The organism is Actinomadura chibensis NBRC 106107 (genome assembly GCF_001552135.1).
Taxonomy (GTDB): Bacteria; Actinomycetota; Actinomycetes; order Streptosporangiales; family Streptosporangiaceae; genus Spirillospora; species Spirillospora chibensis.
Genome location: NZ_BCQP01000067.1, coordinates 1 through 16,756, shown reverse-complemented (window position 1 = coordinate 16,756; position 16,756 = coordinate 1). Strand labels below are relative to the sequence as shown.

The following is a 16,756-nucleotide window of genomic DNA, read 5'->3' as shown; positions in this document are numbered from 1 at the left end:
AGGAGGAACCCCCCGATGGTCCGCCCGAAACGCAGTAGCGCAGCCTTGGCGATCGCCTCGGCCGCCGCGCTGACCTCGGTCTTCATGGCCGTACCGGCGAACGCCGGTGCGCCCGCAGGCCGTGGCGCGTCCCCCGCACACCCCCAGAAGGAGGCGAGGCAGGCACTCGTCCAGCAGATCGTCAAGGACCAGGGCGTCCCGGCGGCCGAGGCCGCGCGCCGCGCCGACCGGCAGCCCGCGCAGCTCAAGCTGGCCGCCTCCGTCGGCCGGACGCTCGGTGCCCGGTACGGCGGCGCCTGGATCGACCAGGAGCACGGCGGCAGGCTCACCGTCGGCGTCACCACGGACAAGGCGGCCCCCGCCGTGACCAAGGCCGCCGCGACGGCCGGAATGGGAGACACCGCGACGGCCCGCGTCCGGTACGGGTACCGGCACCTCCAGCAGGTGTCGGACGCGCTCGCCAAGCGGGTCGCCAAGGCCAACAAGGGCGCGAAGGACGGCCTCCAGACGGGGATCGTCACGTCCGGGAACAAGGTGCGGCTGACCAGCCTGCGCGGCGCGCGGATCACCGCCGCGCAGTGGGACGTCCTGCGCTGGGCCAAGCACGAGTTCGGCGACGCGGTCGAGATCTCGACCCACGCGCAGAAGTCCGTGCCGCGCTACTGCCAGGACGACTACGCCTGCGACCCGCCGCTGCGCTCCGGGCTCGCGATCTTCACCGGCGGCGCGCGCTGCACGTCGGCGTTCACGGCGTACTCCGGCGGCAGCTACTACATGATGACCGCCGGGCACTGCGCCGAGATCGGCTACTGGTGGGACGTCTCCACCTACAGCTACGGCTACCAGAACGTCGGTGGCGTCGCCGGCTACGAGTTCAGCTGGTACGGCGACTCGGCGATCGTCTCCGTGGGCGACCCCGGCTGGTGGCAGCCGCGCGGCTGGGTGCTGCACGAGACGCCGATCTACGGCAGCGAAGCCGACTACGTGGGCGGCTACGTCTGCAAGCAGGGCTCGACGACCGGCTACACCTGCGGGACGGTCACCGAGGTCGACGCCACCGTCTCCTACCCGGACCGGACGCTCTCCGGCATGACCTGGAGCACCGCGTGCGACGGTCCCGGCGACAGCGGCAGCGGCGTGTTCGCGGGCAACTACGCCCACGGCATCCTGAGCGGCGGCCCGTTCTCGGGCTGCGGCATGATCCACGAACCGATCGGCCGGGCCCTGTCGGCCTGGGGCGTCTCACTGCTCAGCGGCTGAGCCGCTGAACGCGAACGGTGCCGCGCCCGGGCCCCTGTCCCGGCGCGGCACCGTCCGCGCGTCCGAGGTCGTCCGGCTCAGGCGAGCGACTGCACCCAGTGCTCGACCTCTTCCGGATGGCGGGGCAGCCCGGCCGACATCAGGCGGGCGCCGTTCTCGGTGACGACGACGTCGTCCTCGATCCGGACGGCGATGCCCCGCAGTTCCTCCGGGACGGTCAGGTCGTCGGGCTGGAAGTACAGGCCCGGTTCGACGGTCAGGACGTGTCCCGGCTCCAGCACGCCGTCGAGGTACTGGGACGCGCGGGCCTGCGCGCAGTCGTGGACGTCCATCCCGAGCATGTGCCCGCTGCTGCACAGGGTGTAGCGGCGGTACACGCCGGACGCCGGGTCGAGCGCCGCGTCCGCGTCGGGAAGGATGCCCCACTCCGCGAGCCCCTCGGCGATGACGCGCATCGCGGCCTGGTGGAAGTCGCGGAACCGCGCCCCCGGCCGGACGAAGGCGAGCGCCGCCTCCTGCGCGTGGTAGACGAGGTCGTACACCTGCCGCTGGCGCGCCGTGAACCAGCCGTTGACCGGGATGGTGCGGGTGATGTCGGCCGTGTAGAGCGTGTCGGTCTCGACGCCCGCGTCGAGGAGGAGGGTGTCGCCCTTGCGGAGCGGGCCGTCGTTGCGCGTCCAGTGCAGGACGCAGCCGTGCGCCCCGGCGGCGGCGATCGTGTCGTAGCCGACGCCGTTGCCGGACGCGCGGGCGGAGCGCTCGAACGTCCCCTCGATCCAGCGCTCGCCGCGCGGGCGGCCGAGCGCGCACGGGATGGCGGCGACGGCGTCGGCGAACCCGTCCACGGTGTGGCCGACGGCGGCCTGGAGCTGGGCGATCTCCCAGTCGTCCTTGACGAGCCGCAGTTCGGCGACGGCCGCGGCGAGCTCCCGGTCGAGCGCCGGGTCCTTGACCGGGACGGCGGCGTCGACGTCCGGCGCGACGCCGCGCATCGCCCGCGCGGGGACGGCGAGCCGCAGCGCGCCGGGCAGCGCGTCCAGCGGGCGGCAGACGACCCCGAGCCGCCGCTCGGTCTCGGCGAGCGTCTCGCGCGGGCCGACCCAGAACTCGCCGTCGCGGCGGTCCCGGTAGAAGGCGTCGCCGTCGCGGCCGGACGGCGGCCGCCGGTACACGACCGCCTCGTGCCCGCCGCCGACCGGCTCCAGGACGAGGACGGCGCCCGGCCCGGTGTCGGCCGTCGTGTCCCCGGTGAGGTGCGCGTAGGCGGTGTGCGGCCGGTAGCGGTGGTCGCAGTCGTTGCTCCGCACCTTCGGCGGCCCGGCGGGGATGACGAGCCGCTCGCCCGGGAACCGCTCCGCCAGGGCGGCGCGGCGGAGGGCGGCGTAGGGCGCGACGGAGTCGGCGGCGAGGGGAGGCGTGGCGGGGGGCGTGGCCCATTGCGTCCGCATGAAGGCGGCGAGGGCCGGCGAGACCGGCAGGTCGTGGCTGCCGGTGGCGAGACGGTCCATGTGCGGTCCCGGGGGGTCGGAGAGTCGGGCTGGGGCGAAGAAGCGGGTGGGGTGGACGGGTCTTACGGGGTGGAGATTCGGTAACGCTTCTAGACGTACAATTTTACTGTACTATTTTATATGGCACTTCGCCCCACGATGTTCGGAGTGTCATGACACGTCCTCCGCGCGGTCCGCTGCGTACCACGGCCGCCCTCTCGCTCTCCCTCGTCCTCGCCGGCGGGCTCGCGTCCTGCGGGTCCGACGGCGACGGGTCCTCCTCCGGCGCGGCCGGCGGCACGCTCACCGTCCTGTACACGCAGGACATCGCCCACCTCGACCCGCAGCGCAACTACGTGATGTTCGCGATGGACTTCGGCGTCCGGCTGCTGTACCGGACGCTCACCACCTACGCCGCGAAGCCCGGCCAGCCGGGCACCGAGGTCGTCCCGGACCTGGCCGAGGACTCCGGGAAGACCTCCGACGGCGGCCAGACCTGGACGTTCCGCCTCAAGCAGGGCCTCAAGTACGAGGACGGCACGCCGATCACCAGCCAGGACGTGAAGTACGGCGTGGAGCGCTCCTTCGCCCCCGACCTGCCCGAAGGCCCCGGCTACGCCCGGACGATGCTCGCGGGCGGCGACAAGTACAAGGGGCCCTACAAGGGCGGGAGCCTGGCCGCGATCGAGACGCCGGACGCCCGGACGGTCGTGTTCCACCTGAAGGAACCGTCCATGGACTGGCCGAAGATCGCGACGCTGCCGACGTTCGCGCCCGTCCCGAAGGCGAAGGACACCGGCGTCAACTACGATAAGCGCCCCTTCTCCTCCGGCCCGTACAAGGTGGAGTCGTACGACCGGGGACGGCGGCTCGTCCTCGTCCGCAACCCGCACTGGGACAAGGCCACCGACACCGTCCGGCAGGGGAAGCCGGACAAGATCGTCCTGGAGGAGGGCCTCGCGCAGACGGCCATCGACCAGCGCCTCATCGCCGACCAGGGCGCGGACAAGCGCGCGGTCACCCTCTACAGCGTCGCGGCGGCCAGCATGCCGCGCATCCTGACCAGGGCGGACGTCAAGAAGCGGTTCATCAGCGCGACGAGCCTGTGCACGCGGTTCCTCGCGATGAACACCTCCAAGCCGCCGTTCGACGACCCGCGCGTCCGGCAGGCGATGCAGTACGCGGTGGACAAGGAGGCGTACCGCACCGCGCACGGCGGCAGCGGCGTCGGCGAGCTCGCGGGCTCCTACCTCCCGCCGACGATGACCGACGGCAAGGCGCTGGACGTCTACCACGCCCCGGCGAACGGCGACCCGGCGCGGGCCAAGCAGATGCTCACGGCCGCGGGCAAGGGCGGCGGGTTCTCGATCACGCTGACGACGACCAGCACCGAGCAGGGCAAGGCGGAGGGCGAGGCGGTGCAGCAGGCGCTCGCCCGCGTCGGCGTGAAGGTCCGGCTGAACCCGGTCGCGAAGAGCGTCTACTACGACGCCATCGGCGACATCAAGAAGGAGGACGAGCTGGTCTTCTACGGCTGGTGCGCCGACTTCCCGTCCGCGTCGTCGTTCATCCCGCCGATCTTCGACGGGCGCAACATCACGCCGAAGGGCAACACCGTCGTCTCGCAGTACGACGACCGCGCGCTGAACGACGCGATCGGCGCGGCGGTGAAGGGCGGCGACACGGCGACCTGGCAGGCCGTCGACCAGCGGATCATGCAGGCGTCCCCGATGGTCCCGCTGATCCACGACAAGCTGCCCCTGCTGCGCGGCTCGAAGGTCACCGGGGCCTTCGGCCACCCGATCTGGGAGGGCGAGTTCGACTTCGCCACGCTCGGGGTGTCGGAGTGAGCGCACCCTCCCTGGCCGAGGGGCGGGCGGCGACCCCGCCGCCCCTCGGCCGCTCCCCGTGGCGGACCGCCGCCGGGCGCCTGCGGCGCGATCCCGCCGCCCTGATCGGGCTCGGGATCGTGCTGCTGTTCGTCCTGATGGCGCTGACCGCGCCGCTGCTGACCGCGCTCAACGGGCACGGCCCGAACGAGTTCCACCCGGAGAAGATCGACAAGGCGCTGGCGGGCGCGCCGAAGGGCGCGCTCGGCGGCGTGGACGGCGACTTCTGGCTCGGCGTCGAGCCGGGCACCGGGCGGGACGTGTTCAGCCGCATGGTCCACGGCGCGCGGATCTCGCTGCTGATCTCCGTCCTGGCGACCGGCGTCGCCACCGTCGCCGGGACGGCGCTCGGCCTCCTCGCGGGGTTCTCCGGCGGGCGGCTGGACGCCCTGATCAGCCGCGTGATGGACCTCGTCCTGTCGTTCCCGCAGCTCATCTTCATGATCGCGCTGGTGTCGGTGCTGCCGGAGGGGAACCGGACGCTGGAGCTCATCTTCGTCATGGGCTTCTTCGGCTGGCCGTACGTCGGGCGGATCGTGCGCGGGCAGGCGCTCGTCCTGCGCAGCCGCGAGTTCGTGGAGGCGGCGCGCGCGGCGGGGATGACGCGCGCCCGCATCCTGTTCCGCGAGGTGCTGCCGAACCTGCTCGCGCCGATCCTCGTGTACGCGACGCTGACCGTCCCGATCAACATCGGGACGGAGGCGGCGCTGTCGTTCCTCGGCATCGGAGTGCGGCCGCCCGACTCGTCCTGGGGGCAGATGATGGCGACCGCGATGACCTGGTACCAGGTCGACCCGATGTTCTTCGTCGTGCCGGGCGTGTGCCTGCTGCTGACCGTCCTCGCGTTCACGCTGCTCGGCGACGCCTTCCGGGACGCCCTCGACCCGCGGAGCGCCACCCGATGATCCGCTACGTCGCGCTGCGGCTGGCCGGGATGGCGGGCGTCCTCCTCGTCATCTGCGCGGTCACCTTCACGATCTTCTACGTCTTCCCCGCCGACCCGGCCCTCCAGGCGTGCGGCAAGTCGTGCACGCCGGAGCGGCTCGCGATGCTGCACCACCAGATGGGCCTGGACCGTCCGCTGTGGAAGCAGTTCACCGGCTACCTGACCGGCATCTTCGCGGGACGGACCTACGGCGAGGGCCCGCTCGCCGTCCACTGCCACTTCCCCTGCCTCGGCTTCTCGTACCAGAACAACACGCCCGTCTGGGACCTGATGATGCGGCGGCTGCCGACGACGCTGTCGATCGCGGCGGGCGCGGCCGTGCTGTGGCTGGCGGGCGGCGTCGCGGTCGGCGTGGTGTCCGCGCTGCGCAAGGACACGCTGCTCGACCGGACGATGATGGTCGGCACGCTCACCTCCGCGTCCCTGCCCATCTACTTCACGGCGATGACGCTGACGGTGCTCGTCGTCCAGGTCGGGGGGCTGCTGCCTTACTCCAGCTACGTCCCGGTGGGGCAGGACCCTGTGGGGTGGGCGAAGAACCTCGTCCTGCCCTGGGTCGCGCTCGCTCTGCTGTATGCCGCGATGTACGCGCGGATGACGCGGGCGTCGATGGTCGAGACGATGGCGGAGCCGTTCATCCGCACCGCCCGCGCGAAGGGCCTCCCGGAGCGGACGGTCGTCTCGAAGCACGGGCTGCGCGCCGGGCTGACGCCCGTCCTCACCGTGTTCGGGATGGACCTCGGCGCGCTGCTCGGCGGCGCCGTCATCACCGAGAGCGTGTTCGGGCTGCCCGGCCTCGGACGGCTCACCATCGACTCGATCGAGACGTCCGACCAGCCGGTGGTGATGGGCGTCGCGCTGCTCGCCGCCTTCTTCATCACGTTCGCCAACCTGGTCGTGGACCTCGCCTACGCCGTCGTCGACCCGCAGGTGAGGTTCTCATGAGCTTGCTGAACGTCCGGGAGTTGACCGTCGAGTTCCCGCACCCGAAGGGGCCGCTGCGGGCCGTGGACGGGGTGTCGTTCGCCGTCGAGCCGGGGCGCACGGTCGGGATCGTCGGGGAGTCCGGGTCCGGCAAGTCCGCGACCAGCCTCGCGATCATGGGGCTGCACGCGGCGGCGCGGATCGGCGGGTCGATCGAGCTGGACGGCGTCCAGCTCGTCGGCGCGGGCCGCGAGAAGGTCCGCGCGGTGCGCGGCCGCCGGGTCGCGATGATCTTCCAGGACCCGCTGTCGTCGCTGCACCCGCACTTCCGCGTCGGCGAGCAGATCGCCGAGGCGCGGCGGCTGCACTTCGGCGAGTCGCGGCGGGCCGCGCACGCGCGGGCGGTGCGGCTGCTCGCGGACGTCGGCATCCCCGACCCGGACGAGCGGGCCCGCGACCATCCGCACCGGTTCTCCGGCGGGATGCGCCAGCGCGTCATGATCGCGATGGCGCTGGCCTGCGAGCCGGACCTGCTGATCGCCGACGAGCCGACGACCGCGCTGGACGTGACCGTCCAGGCGCAGATCCTGGAGCTGATCGCGGGCGCGCAGCGCGAGCGCGGGCTCGCCGTCCTGATGATCACGCACGATCTCGGGGTGGTCGCGCGGGTCGCCGACGACGTCCTCGTGATGTACGCGGGACGGGTCGTCGAGCACGCCGACGCCGAGACCCTGTTCGCCTCGCCCCGGCACCCCTACACGCGCGGGCTGCTCGGCTCGCTGCCGCGGCTGACCGGCCCGGCCGGGGAGCTGAGCCCGATCCCGGGGAGCCCGCCGTCGCTACTGGCGCCGCCGTCCGGCTGCCCGTTCCATCCGCGCTGCCCGGACCGGGTCGCGGCGTGCGAGATCGCGCGCCCCGAACTGGAGGGCGCGACCCACCAGGCGGCCTGCCACCTGACCGCCGCGAAGGAGCCCCGATGACCGCAGCGAAGGGAGGATCTTCGGGGCCCCCGCCCGGAGGTCCGGAGGCCGTCCCCCGGAAAGGCGACGCGGATCCCGCGTTGCTGGCCTTGGAAGGGCTGACGAAGACGTTCCAGACCCGGCGCGGGAGCGTCCGCGCCGTGGACGGGCTCGACCTGGAGGTCCGCTCCGGCGAGACGCTCGGGCTCGTCGGGGAGTCGGGGTGCGGGAAGTCGACGACCGGGCGGATGCTCGTCCGGCTGCTCGACCCGACGTCCGGCCGCATCACCTTCGACGGCACCGACATCACCGCGCTCCCCCAGCGGCGCATGCGCCCGCTCCGGAGCGATCTGCAGATCGTGTTCCAGGACCCGTACTCGTCGCTGAACCCGCGGCAGACGGTCGCGTCGATCGTCGGGGCGCCGCTGCGCGTGCAGGGCGTCCCGGCGGCGGAGGCGCACGCCCGCGTGCGGGAGATGCTGAGCCTCGTCGGGCTGGACGCCGAGCACGCCGGGCGCTACCCGCACGAGTTCTCCGGCGGGCAGGCGCAGCGCATCGGGATCGCCCGCGCGCTCGTCACCCGGCCGCGGCTGGTCGTCGCGGACGAGCCGGTGTCGGCGCTCGACGTCTCGATCCAGGCGCAGATCGTCAACCTGCTGTCCGAGCTGCGCCGGGAGCTGGACCTCGCGCTCGTGCTGATCGCGCACGACCTCGCCGTCGTGCGGCACGTGTGCGCGCGGGTCGCGGTGATGTACCTCGGCCGGATCGTCGAGATCGGCGAGCGGGACGCGATCTACGACGCGCCCGCGCACCCGTACACGCGGGCGCTGCTGTCGGCGATCCCGCTGCCCGACCCGGTGGCCGAGCGGGCGCGGGAGCGGATCGTGCTGCGCGGCGACCCGCCGAGCCCGGCGTCGCCGCCGTCCGGCTGCCCTTTCCACCCGCGCTGCCACAAGGCGGAGTCGATGTGCCGGACGGAGCGTCCCGTCCTTTCGCGCGTGGCCGGGCGCGAGGTCGCCTGCCATTTCCCCGAAGTCTCCTGAGTCCGCAGGAGAAGGTTCCGGGCACGAGAAAGGGCCGGGATCGGGCTGCGGGGCCCGATCCCGGCCTTCTTTCACGCAGGGTCACACAAAGGCCGGAATCAGTACTCGACCTTTACCGAAGCTCCGTTGAAGGCCTCCTTTCCGTACATGCTGATGTAGTTGTAACCGGCCGGCGGGCTGTTGACCGTCAGGGTCTCGGCGTTGCCCGCGTTCATGGAGCGCTGGGTGTAGGACGTCGGCGTCGCCCACGTGCTGCCGTTGTAGTAGAGGTCGGCGTCGCCGGTCCCGCCGGACGAGGTGATGGTGATCGACCGCGTCCCGGACGGGATGTAGATGTACAGGTAGTACGTGCCGCCCTTCGCGGCCGAGAGGTTGCTCCGCTGGCAGTTCCGGTCGAGCTGCCTCGTGTCGGAGCCGGTGCACTCCGTCGTCCCGCCGCCGCCTCCGGCGGACACCGAGACCTGCTGGGTCACGGTGTCGGTGCCGCCGGCGTTGTCGGTGACGGTGAGGGACACGGTGTAGTTGCCGTCCGCCCCGTAGGTGTGGGACGGGTTGGCCGACGTCGACGTGGTGCCGTCGCCGAAGTCCCAGCGGCGGGACGCGATCGTCCCGTCGGAGTCGGTGGACTGGTCGGTGAACGCGACCGCCAGGCCGTTCGCCTGGTAGCCGAACCGGGCGACGGGCGCCTGGTTGCCGCCACCGCCGCCGCCCGCGCAGGCGCCGGCGGCGCAGGCGGCGAGCCACGTCCACCAGTCGCTGTCGTAGCGGCTGCCGATGGTGCTGGTCAGGTACGTCCGGGCGGCGTTCCAGTTGCCGGTCCGGTAGTAGCCGAGAACGGTGGAGATGTCGCCGGGGTGCTTCTCGAACATGTACCGGACGGCGAGGTATCCCCAGTAGTAGATGCGCGTCGTGTCATGGCTGTAGGTCGTGTTGAAGAGGGTGCTGAGCGCGTACGTCCGCCGGGCCGCCTCGGCGATGGCCGAGTCGTTGTTCACCTTCCGGTAGGAGTAGGAGACGTACTCGGCGAAGCCCTCGATCCACCAGATGGTCGGCGTCGTGACATTGGCGTTGAAGTCGCCGTACATGTCGAACCGGCCGTCGAGGTAGTGGGTGTACTCGTGGTTGAGGTTCCAGATCTGGAACGTCGGGCGCACCCATTCGGCCTCGTAGGCGATGAACCTCGGCTGGTTCCCGGCCGCGGCCGGGTCGCCCTCCAGGTACATTCCGCCGTTGTTGGTGTCGATGCCGAACATCGCACCGGCGTACGTCTGGTAGTCCGTACTGGAATCGAAGACGCACACCTCGATCGTGGTGTTGTTGTCGTTCGCGACCGGCCTGTTGCCGTCCTTCACCAGGCCGTGGAAATAGGCGTCCTGGTTCATCAGGCTCGCGCACGTGTCGGACAGCTGCGACGCCGTCATGTCCTGCGCCCGGATCCGGATGCTGGAACTGCACGTGTGGTTGATGGTCAGGACGTTCTGCGCCAGCCGCTGCTGGAGGTTGCACGTGTCGTAGTAGGTGCAGTTCGCCTTGTCGTAGTAGTCGGTCATCTCGGCGATGCCGACCCACAGCGGAGCCGTCTTCCCCGTCATGGCGCTCTGCCCGAGAAGGCCCTTCGCCTGCGGCCTCACCTTCGTCTGGAGCGGGGCGTGCTGGAGGAAGCGGGCCATTTCACGTCCCGCGTTGGAGACGAGGTAGCTGCGGTCCGTTCCGAGGAGGGAGAGGTGTCCGGACGCGAACGAGTTGAGCGTGTCCAGAACACTCGGATCGGACTGCACGGCGGAGACGAACTCCGGAACCTGGTGGCCGCGGAACAGGATCGTGTAGACGTTGTTGACCGCGTTGAGCATCCACCAGTGCGCGTCATAGGAGCTGTTGTAGCCGGTCAGCATCCGCTTGATGACGTAGATGTACCGGGCGTTCTCCTGGGCGCTGTCGACCAGCGTGACCGCCTCGGCGAGCACCTCGCCGTTGGCGTCGCTGACCGTCGACGATTTGGAGTTCCCGAAGTAGGCGTCGAGGCCCGACTGGATCGCCGTCTTCAGCGACGCGCCGTAGGCGCCCACGTCACTCGGGTAGTACCACTGCACGTAATACCCGGCGCGCAGGTAAAGGACGAGCTGGGCGGTACCCGTGGTGTTGTCGCCCGGGTAGTAGAGGCCGTTGTCGCGCAGCGCGTACGCGACCGTCGTCATCTGGGATTCGCGGAACGCGTAGTAGGCGTCCCCGCCGGTCAGGCTGAACAGCGTGTTGACACAGTCCGTCGTGGAGCTCTTGATCTGCTGCACGAGCGCGCTGCCGGAACGGCTGGTGAAGTCGCTGGGACTGCACGCCGCCGCCGCTTTCGCCTTCGGCGCGCCCTTCGGGGCCTGCTTCATGGAGGGCCGCCGCACTTCCGCGGACTTCCGCGGCTTGTCCGGACGGCTCTTCAGCGCGTCGTCGGTGGCGGGGAGCGGCGGCCGGTCCTTGACCGGGAGCGGCGACTTCCGCAGGTGCCCGCTCGCGTCGTCTCCGGTGCGGGCCGTGACGGGGTGCGGGCGGGGTGCGGGAGCCGCGTTGGCGGGGCTGGCGGGCGAGACCATGAAGCTGATCCCGAGTGCGAGGACCAGCGACGCCCGCAGGCATCTGATCGAGGTGTGTCTTTTTCTCACGGGGGGTTCCTCCGGGGCATCCCGGCGAAGCCGGGATGGGATTCCGATGGCTCGTGGACGAAAAGGCGCCGCCGGCCTCCAACGCCCGGCGGTCTAGGCGATCTCTGCGCCCGCAGTGTGAGCGCCCGATCCGCGCCGTGGTCATACGCGCCTCCATACATCTGCGTTATGGAGAGGCGCGGCCCGCCCATCGCGGTCGGCGCGGCCCGGGGGGTGTCGCGGCGGCTCCGGGAAGTACCGGAAACCGCGTCCTGGCAGGGGTTTCCGGAGGGGTTCTCGGAGCCCTCGACAGTTCCCTGGACAGGTTCTCAGGAGGTGTGCAATTGTACACTGCAATTTCACACTGAGATCAGGGAGGCAGCCGGTGAGAGCCCGGAGAAGGAGACGCGCGGGCGCGGTCATCGCCGCCGCCGGGGTCGCCGTGGGAGCGGCGGTGGGCGGTGTCCCGCGGGCCGCCGTCGCGCAGGCCCCGGACGTGCAGTGGCGGTCGTGCGCGGAGCCGGAGGCTCCTACGTTGCAGTGCGCGATGGTGGAGGTGCCGCTCGATCACGCCCGGCCGGACGGGCGGACGGTGAAGGTCGCGGTCAACCGGCTGCCCGCCACCGCGCCGGAGGGGCGACGGCAGGGGCCGATCCTGCTCAACCCCGGCGGGCCCGGCATCAGCGGGCTGTGGATGGCGTCGTGGATCCCGTCGCAACTGCCGCCGGACGTCGCCGCCGCCTACGACTGGATCGGCTTCGACCTGCGCGGGTCGCAGCACAGCGAGCCGCGCATGTCCTGCGACCCGCACTACTTCGACGGGCCGCGTCCCGACTTCCAGGTGAGCCAGGGGACGACGCGGACGTGGCTCGCGAAGGCGGCCGGGTACGTGAAGAACTGCACGGAGAAGCACGCGGAGCTGCTGCCGCACCTGTCGACCGTCGACCACGTCCGGGACATGGACGCGATCCGCCGCGCGCTCGGCGCCGAGAAGATCAACTTCTTCGGCTGGTCGTACGGGACGACGCTCGGCTCGACGTACGCGCAGCTCTACCCGTCGCACGTCCGCCGGTTCGTGCTCGACAGCATCGTCGGGCCGTCCATCCCCTGGTACGACCACAACGTGCTGCAGGACCTCCAGCACGAGAAGCGGTTCAAGGCGTTCACCGCGTGGGTCGCGAAGGCGGACGGCGTCTACCACCTCGGCACCGACCCCGACGACGTCGAGGACAAGTGGTACGCCATGCGCGCCTCGCTGCGGGCGCACCCGGTCGGGCGCATCGGCCCGGACGAGTTCGACGACACCCAGGTCGCGGGCGGCTACAACATCCTGCGGTGGCCGCGGCTCGCGACCGTCCTGTCCGCCTACACGAACTCGGGGGACACGGCTCCGCTCGTCACCGCCTATGACCGGTACGCGGCGCCCGACCCGACGGACGACTCCTTCGACCTGTACAACGCCGTCCAGTGCTCGGACAGCCGGTGGCCCCGCGACTTCCGCTACTGGCAGAAGGACCAGGCGAAGGTCAACGAGAAGGCGCCCTTCTACACCTACAACAACATGTGGTTCAACGCCGCCTGCCTGACGTGGCCGGTGAAGGCGGGGCACCGCACCCGCATCGACGGACGCGGCCTGCCCCCGATGCTGCTCTTCCAGGCGACGGACGACCCGGCGACGCCCTACCAGGGGGGCGTCGACATGGCGCGGGCCCTGCCCGGGGCCCGGCTCGTCGTGGAGCGCGGCGGCGGCAGCCACGCGATCACGTTCGCGGGCAACCGCTGCCTGGACGACACGCTCGTCGCCTACCTGCGCGACGGCACGCTGCCCGCGAACCGCGGGCTGGTCGACCGGACCTGCGACAAGCTGCCGGATCCGGACCCGGTCTGGGTCGCCCCGGCCCCCGCGGCCGCCGCGGCCGCCCCGGCGGCCGAGCGACCGGACCCGGCGCCGCTCGTACGCTGAGACCGCGGCGCGTCGTCCGGCGATCCGGCACGCCGGGCGGCGCGCCGCTCCACCACGCGTTCCTCAGCCGCGCGCCGCTCAGCCACGGGCCCGGCGGCGGACGCGGCCCCACGGCTTCGCGACCGCGAGGACGGTCGCGAGCGTCAGCGCCGTCAGCGACACGGCGGGCGGGTAGAACAGGTCGGAGACGCGGCCCGGGTCGGGCGCGCCGCCCGCCGCCAGCGTCCGGCCGTAGTCGTCCACCTCGCCCATTCCCGGTTGCAGCGCGATCAGGATCAGCGTGCACAGGACGAGGTTCAGCGCCAGCTTGATCGCCACCCACCAGTAGCGCAGCAGGCCCCATTTCGTGCCGAGCCCGAGCACGAGCCCGCTGGCCAGGCAGACGAGCCCGCTGGTCAGCATCGGCCAGACGACGAACGTCGCGAGCGCCCGGTAGGCGAGGCCGCGGACGTCGCCGCTCCCGCCGTACCGCCCGGTCAGGACGAGGACGGCCACGATCACGTCGATCCCGATCCACGCCCCGGCGGACACGATGTGCACGATGAGCGTCGCCCGCCGCCAGTTCCGTCCTATGCGGAGCCGGGCGGTCGGGCCCGGCGCGGGTACGGTGCGGGTTTCCTGTGCCGCCATGTCGTCACGTCCTTTCCGGTGCGTCCCGGAAAGACGATCCCGGTTCGCGGGCGGAAAGGCGTCCCGTGCGCGGCGACACCGGAGATACGGCGGACGGCGCACGCCGCGGCGGCGCGCCTACGCCGCGCGGGGTACGCGCCCTGGTCACGGCACGGCGGACTGCTCCGTCAGGTACCGGACGAACCACTGCGCGGCCAGGTCGGTGACCCGCTCCATCGTGCCGGGCTCCTCGAACAGGTGCGACGCGCGCGGTACGACCTCCAGCCGGTGGACGGCGCCCCGCAGCCGTCCGGCCGCCTCGTCGTTCAGCCGCAGCACCACCGGGTCGCGGGCGCCGACGATCAGCAGGACGGGCGCGGCGACCCGGCCGAGCGCGTCCCCGGCGAGGTCCGGGCGGCCGCCCCGGGACACCACCGCGCCGATCCGTCCCGGCCGTTCCGCCGCCGCCGCGAGCGCCGCCGCCGCGCCGGTGCTCGCGCCGAACAGCCCGACCGGGCGGCCCGCCGTCGCGGGCGCGGCGGCGAGCCAGTCGATCGCCCCGGCGAGCCGCCTGGTCAGCAGCCCGATGTCGAAGCGCAGCTCGGCGGTGACGGCGTCGCGCGCGTCCTCCTCGGCGGTGAGGAGGTCGATCAGCAGCGTGCCGATGCCCGCCTCGTTGAGCCCGGCGGCGACGGCCCGGTTGCGCGGGCTGTGCCGCGAGCTGCCGCTGCCGTGCGCGAACAGCACCACGCCGCCGGGCTCGTCGCCGGGCAGGGCGAGGTCGCCCGGCAGCGTCGCGTCCGCCAGGTCGAGCGTCACGTCCGCGGTGTCCATACGGCCGGGCTACCCCTCCCCCGCCCGCCCATGCCGGACGTCACCCCCGGACGGACGCGGGCGCGGGCTCCTCGCTGCGTTCCGGGCGCCGGACGGTGAAGAACCCGACCAGCGCGGCGAGCGCCGCGACCAGCTCGCCCGCCAGGCTGATCGTCTTGTCGGCGTACCAGGACGGGTCGTACATGCGCGGGATCGGGCCGATGCGCCCGAAGTCGACGGAGTAGTACAGCAGGACGGCCCCGGCCGCGCTCGCCGCGACGGCGAACGCGATCGCGTACGTCCATTTCCGCGCCAGGACGAGGACGAGCACGGCCGCGACGGCGGCGGCGATCGCCTGGCCGTAGAACAGGTCGTCGCCGGGGATGGTGTCGCTCGGCGTGTGCGGGCCCGGCGCCATGTCCGGCGCGAACCGCCAGTGGACGACGGCGTCCGCCGCCAGCCCACCGGCCACGAGAAGTCGGAGAAGAATGCCCATGACCATTGCACGGGCATACCCGCTCCGCGGATCAACTCCGCCGAAGAAATGGCCGGATCAGGCGCGGAGGCCCGGTGGAACGGTCAGGCGCGGCGGGCGGCGCGGACGCGGCGGTGGCTCCAGACCAGCAGCGCGAACAGGATGACGCCGGACAGGATGAGGCCCGACCCCGCGCTCCACCCCGAGAACGGCAGCTCGTCCACCAGCCCCCAGGCGACGCCCGCGGCGAGCAGCGCGAGGCCCGTCAGGATCGAGCCGGTGAGCTTCCACCAGGACGTGACGCTCTCCTCCGCCGCCTGGATCGCCCGCTCCCGGACGGGTTCGACGTACTTGTCCACGGCCGGGAACTCGCGGGCGAGGATGAGCAGGCCCGCGAGCACCAGCAGCAGCCCCGGCCCGGGCAGGACGAGCAGCGCGACGCCGCCGAGCAGGACCACGCCGCCGACGACGATCACCACACCGCGTCTGGCATGCCTGACGTATCCCATGCTCCGCCTCCGTCCGGCGCGTCCCCGCGCGTGCTCGTCCACCGCCCGTGCAGTACCCACGCTAGATCGTCGGGCCAGGTCGTCCTTCCAACCTCCCCGGTCAACGGGAAAAGAGTCGGCCCGACAACCGGTCAGCGCAGCGCCGCCATCAGGGCGTCGCTCGGGGAGCACCAGACCTGGCGCGCCTCGCTGAACCCCTGCTCGCGGAGCGCGTCGGCGTGCCACCGCGTCGAGGTCGGACGGTCGCGGTTCGCGGCGGCGTAGCCGTGGTCGCGCGGGTCGCCGAAGATCTCGAACCGGCGGCGCGCGGGCCCGGCCAGGACGGGGTCGCCCGCCACCGCGTCCCACCAGCCCGCCCAGTCGAGCGCCCCGGCCGCCCGCTCGCGGTCCATGCGGGCCTCGTGGAACGCGGTCGCGGCGGCGTTCAGCCGGGGCGCGGACTCGTCGGTCATGTGGTCGGCGTTGAGGAAGACGCCGCCGTCCCGGAGCACGCCCGCGACCTGCCCGTACAGCGTCCGCAGCGGTCCGGCGTCGAACCAGTGCAGCGCGGTCGCCGTGACGACGGCGTCATACGAGCGGTGCGGGAGCGCGTCCGTCCAGCCGGGGTCGGTGAGGTCGGCGGTGACGAACGCGACGCGGTCGTCGCCCGCGAAATGCCCTTCGGCGATGGCGAGCAGCGCCGGGTCGAGGTCGATGCCCGTGCTGCGCGCGCCGGGGAGCCGCCGCAGCAGCCGGTCGGTGATCGTGCCCGTCCCGCAGGCCAGGTCGAGGACGGTCGGCTCCGGCCCCGCGACCGCCTCCACCGTCTCCAGCATCACCCGGAACCGCTCCTCGCGGTCGGGCATGTACCACTCCTGCATGGCGTCCCAGCGGTCCTGCCAGGACTGCCAGCCGGTCTCCGCGATCGTGTCGGTCACGTGTCCGCTCCTTTCAGCCGTTCCAGTTCATGGCGGGACGCCCGCCCGCCGAGGTCGATCACCCGCCGCCGGTCGCCCGCCGCCGCGATCCGGCCGCCCTCCAGGACGAGGACCCGCTCCGCGACGGCGGGCAGGAGGCGCAGGTCGTGCCCGATCCACAGCACGGACACGGCCCGCTCCCGGCGCATCCGCCCGAGTTCGGCGAGGACGAGCCGGGTGGCGTCGTCGTCCAGCGCGGAGGTGATCTCGTCGCAGATCAGGACGTCGGGCCCGGCCAGCGCGGCGCGGGCGAAGGCGGCGCGCTGCAGTTCGCCGCCGGACAGCGCGGCGGG

Annotated in this window: 15 protein-coding genes; 7 read left to right on the top strand and 8 right to left on the bottom strand. The window is 72.3% G+C overall.

All coding sequences use genetic code 11. The features are described 5' to 3' along the window. The first annotated feature begins 45 nt into the window (after nt 1-45). Nucleotides 46-1,260, top strand: coding sequence for a S1 family peptidase (locus ACH01S_RS34555; RefSeq protein ID WP_067901935.1), 1,215 nt, complete (start codon nt 46-48; stop codon nt 1,258-1,260). A gap of 77 nt (nt 1,261-1,337) precedes the next feature. Here ACH01S_RS34555 and ACH01S_RS34550 read toward each other — a convergent pair whose 3' ends face one another. Continuing rightward, a complete protein-coding gene (locus ACH01S_RS34550; RefSeq protein ID WP_067901932.1) occupies nt 1,338-2,768 on the bottom strand; it encodes an aminopeptidase P family protein in 1,431 nt (476 codons plus the stop codon). Between the two features lie 152 nt (nt 2,769-2,920). On the opposite strand from ACH01S_RS34550, the gene ACH01S_RS34545 reads away from it, so the two are divergent. The 5 genes from ACH01S_RS34545 to ACH01S_RS34525 are packed head-to-tail and all read left to right on the top strand — an operon-like array spanning nt 2,921 to nt 8,508. Continuing rightward, nucleotides 2,921-4,597: an ABC transporter substrate-binding protein gene (locus tag ACH01S_RS34545; protein WP_067901927.1), complete on the top strand. Its 1,677-nt coding sequence runs from the start codon at nt 2,921-2,923 to the stop codon at nt 4,595-4,597. After that, the gene (locus tag ACH01S_RS34540) at nt 4,594-5,541 is read left to right on the top strand and encodes an ABC transporter permease (protein ID WP_067901925.1); all 948 of its coding nucleotides are present in this window, start codon (nt 4,594-4,596) and stop codon (nt 5,539-5,541) included. Before ACH01S_RS34545 ends, ACH01S_RS34540 begins: the two co-directional genes overlap by 4 nt. After that, entirely contained in the window at nt 5,538-6,527 is a 990-nt protein-coding gene (locus tag ACH01S_RS34535; RefSeq protein WP_067901922.1) for an ABC transporter permease, read from the top strand. Before ACH01S_RS34540 ends, ACH01S_RS34535 begins: the two co-directional genes overlap by 4 nt. After that, nucleotides 6,524-7,486, top strand: coding sequence for an ABC transporter ATP-binding protein (locus ACH01S_RS34530; RefSeq protein WP_067901919.1), 963 nt, complete (start codon nt 6,524-6,526; stop codon nt 7,484-7,486). Before ACH01S_RS34535 ends, ACH01S_RS34530 begins: the two co-directional genes overlap by 4 nt. After that, entirely contained in the window at nt 7,483-8,508 is a 1,026-nt protein-coding gene (locus tag ACH01S_RS34525; protein WP_083981479.1) for an ABC transporter ATP-binding protein, read from the top strand. The genes ACH01S_RS34530 and ACH01S_RS34525 overlap by 4 nt, the downstream gene beginning before the upstream one ends. Nucleotides 8,509-8,606: 98 nt before the next feature. Here ACH01S_RS34525 and ACH01S_RS34520 read toward each other — a convergent pair whose 3' ends face one another. Beyond that, a complete protein-coding gene (locus ACH01S_RS34520) occupies nt 8,607-11,159 on the bottom strand; it encodes a collagenase (protein ID WP_067901913.1) in 2,553 nt (850 codons plus the stop codon). Nucleotides 11,160-11,523: 364 nt separating this feature from the next. On the opposite strand from ACH01S_RS34520, the gene ACH01S_RS34515 reads away from it, so the two are divergent. Continuing rightward, the gene (locus ACH01S_RS34515; protein WP_083981478.1) at nt 11,524-13,101 is read left to right on the top strand and encodes an alpha/beta hydrolase; all 1,578 of its coding nucleotides are present in this window, start codon (nt 11,524-11,526) and stop codon (nt 13,099-13,101) included. A 78-nt stretch (nt 13,102-13,179) separates the two neighbouring features. Here the strand turns inward: ACH01S_RS34515 and ACH01S_RS34510 are convergent, their stop codons facing one another. From ACH01S_RS34510 to ACH01S_RS34485, 6 genes are all read right to left on the bottom strand, one after another. Next, complete coding sequence (locus ACH01S_RS34510) at nt 13,180-13,731, bottom strand: hypothetical protein (RefSeq protein WP_067901907.1); 552 nt, start codon at nt 13,729-13,731, stop codon at nt 13,180-13,182. Between the two features lie 144 nt (nt 13,732-13,875). Continuing rightward, nucleotides 13,876-14,544: a dienelactone hydrolase family protein gene (locus ACH01S_RS34505; RefSeq protein WP_067901904.1), complete on the bottom strand. Its 669-nt coding sequence runs from the start codon at nt 14,542-14,544 to the stop codon at nt 13,876-13,878. Between the two features lie 40 nt (nt 14,545-14,584). Continuing rightward, nucleotides 14,585-14,995, bottom strand: coding sequence for a hypothetical protein (locus ACH01S_RS34500; protein ID WP_067901901.1), 411 nt, complete (start codon nt 14,993-14,995; stop codon nt 14,585-14,587). Between the two features lie 107 nt (nt 14,996-15,102). Continuing rightward, nucleotides 15,103-15,507 (bottom strand): PGPGW domain-containing protein, encoded by a 405-nt coding sequence (locus tag ACH01S_RS34495; protein WP_067901897.1) that lies wholly within the window; start codon nt 15,505-15,507, stop codon nt 15,103-15,105. A 131-nt stretch (nt 15,508-15,638) separates the two neighbouring features. After that, nucleotides 15,639-16,424, bottom strand: coding sequence for a class I SAM-dependent methyltransferase (locus tag ACH01S_RS34490; RefSeq protein WP_067901894.1), 786 nt, complete (start codon nt 16,422-16,424; stop codon nt 15,639-15,641). Next, nucleotides 16,421-16,756: ATP-binding cassette domain-containing protein (locus ACH01S_RS34485; protein ID WP_157406347.1), on the bottom strand; the 336-nt coding region annotated here is incomplete at its 5' end. The genes ACH01S_RS34490 and ACH01S_RS34485, both read right to left, overlap by 4 nt.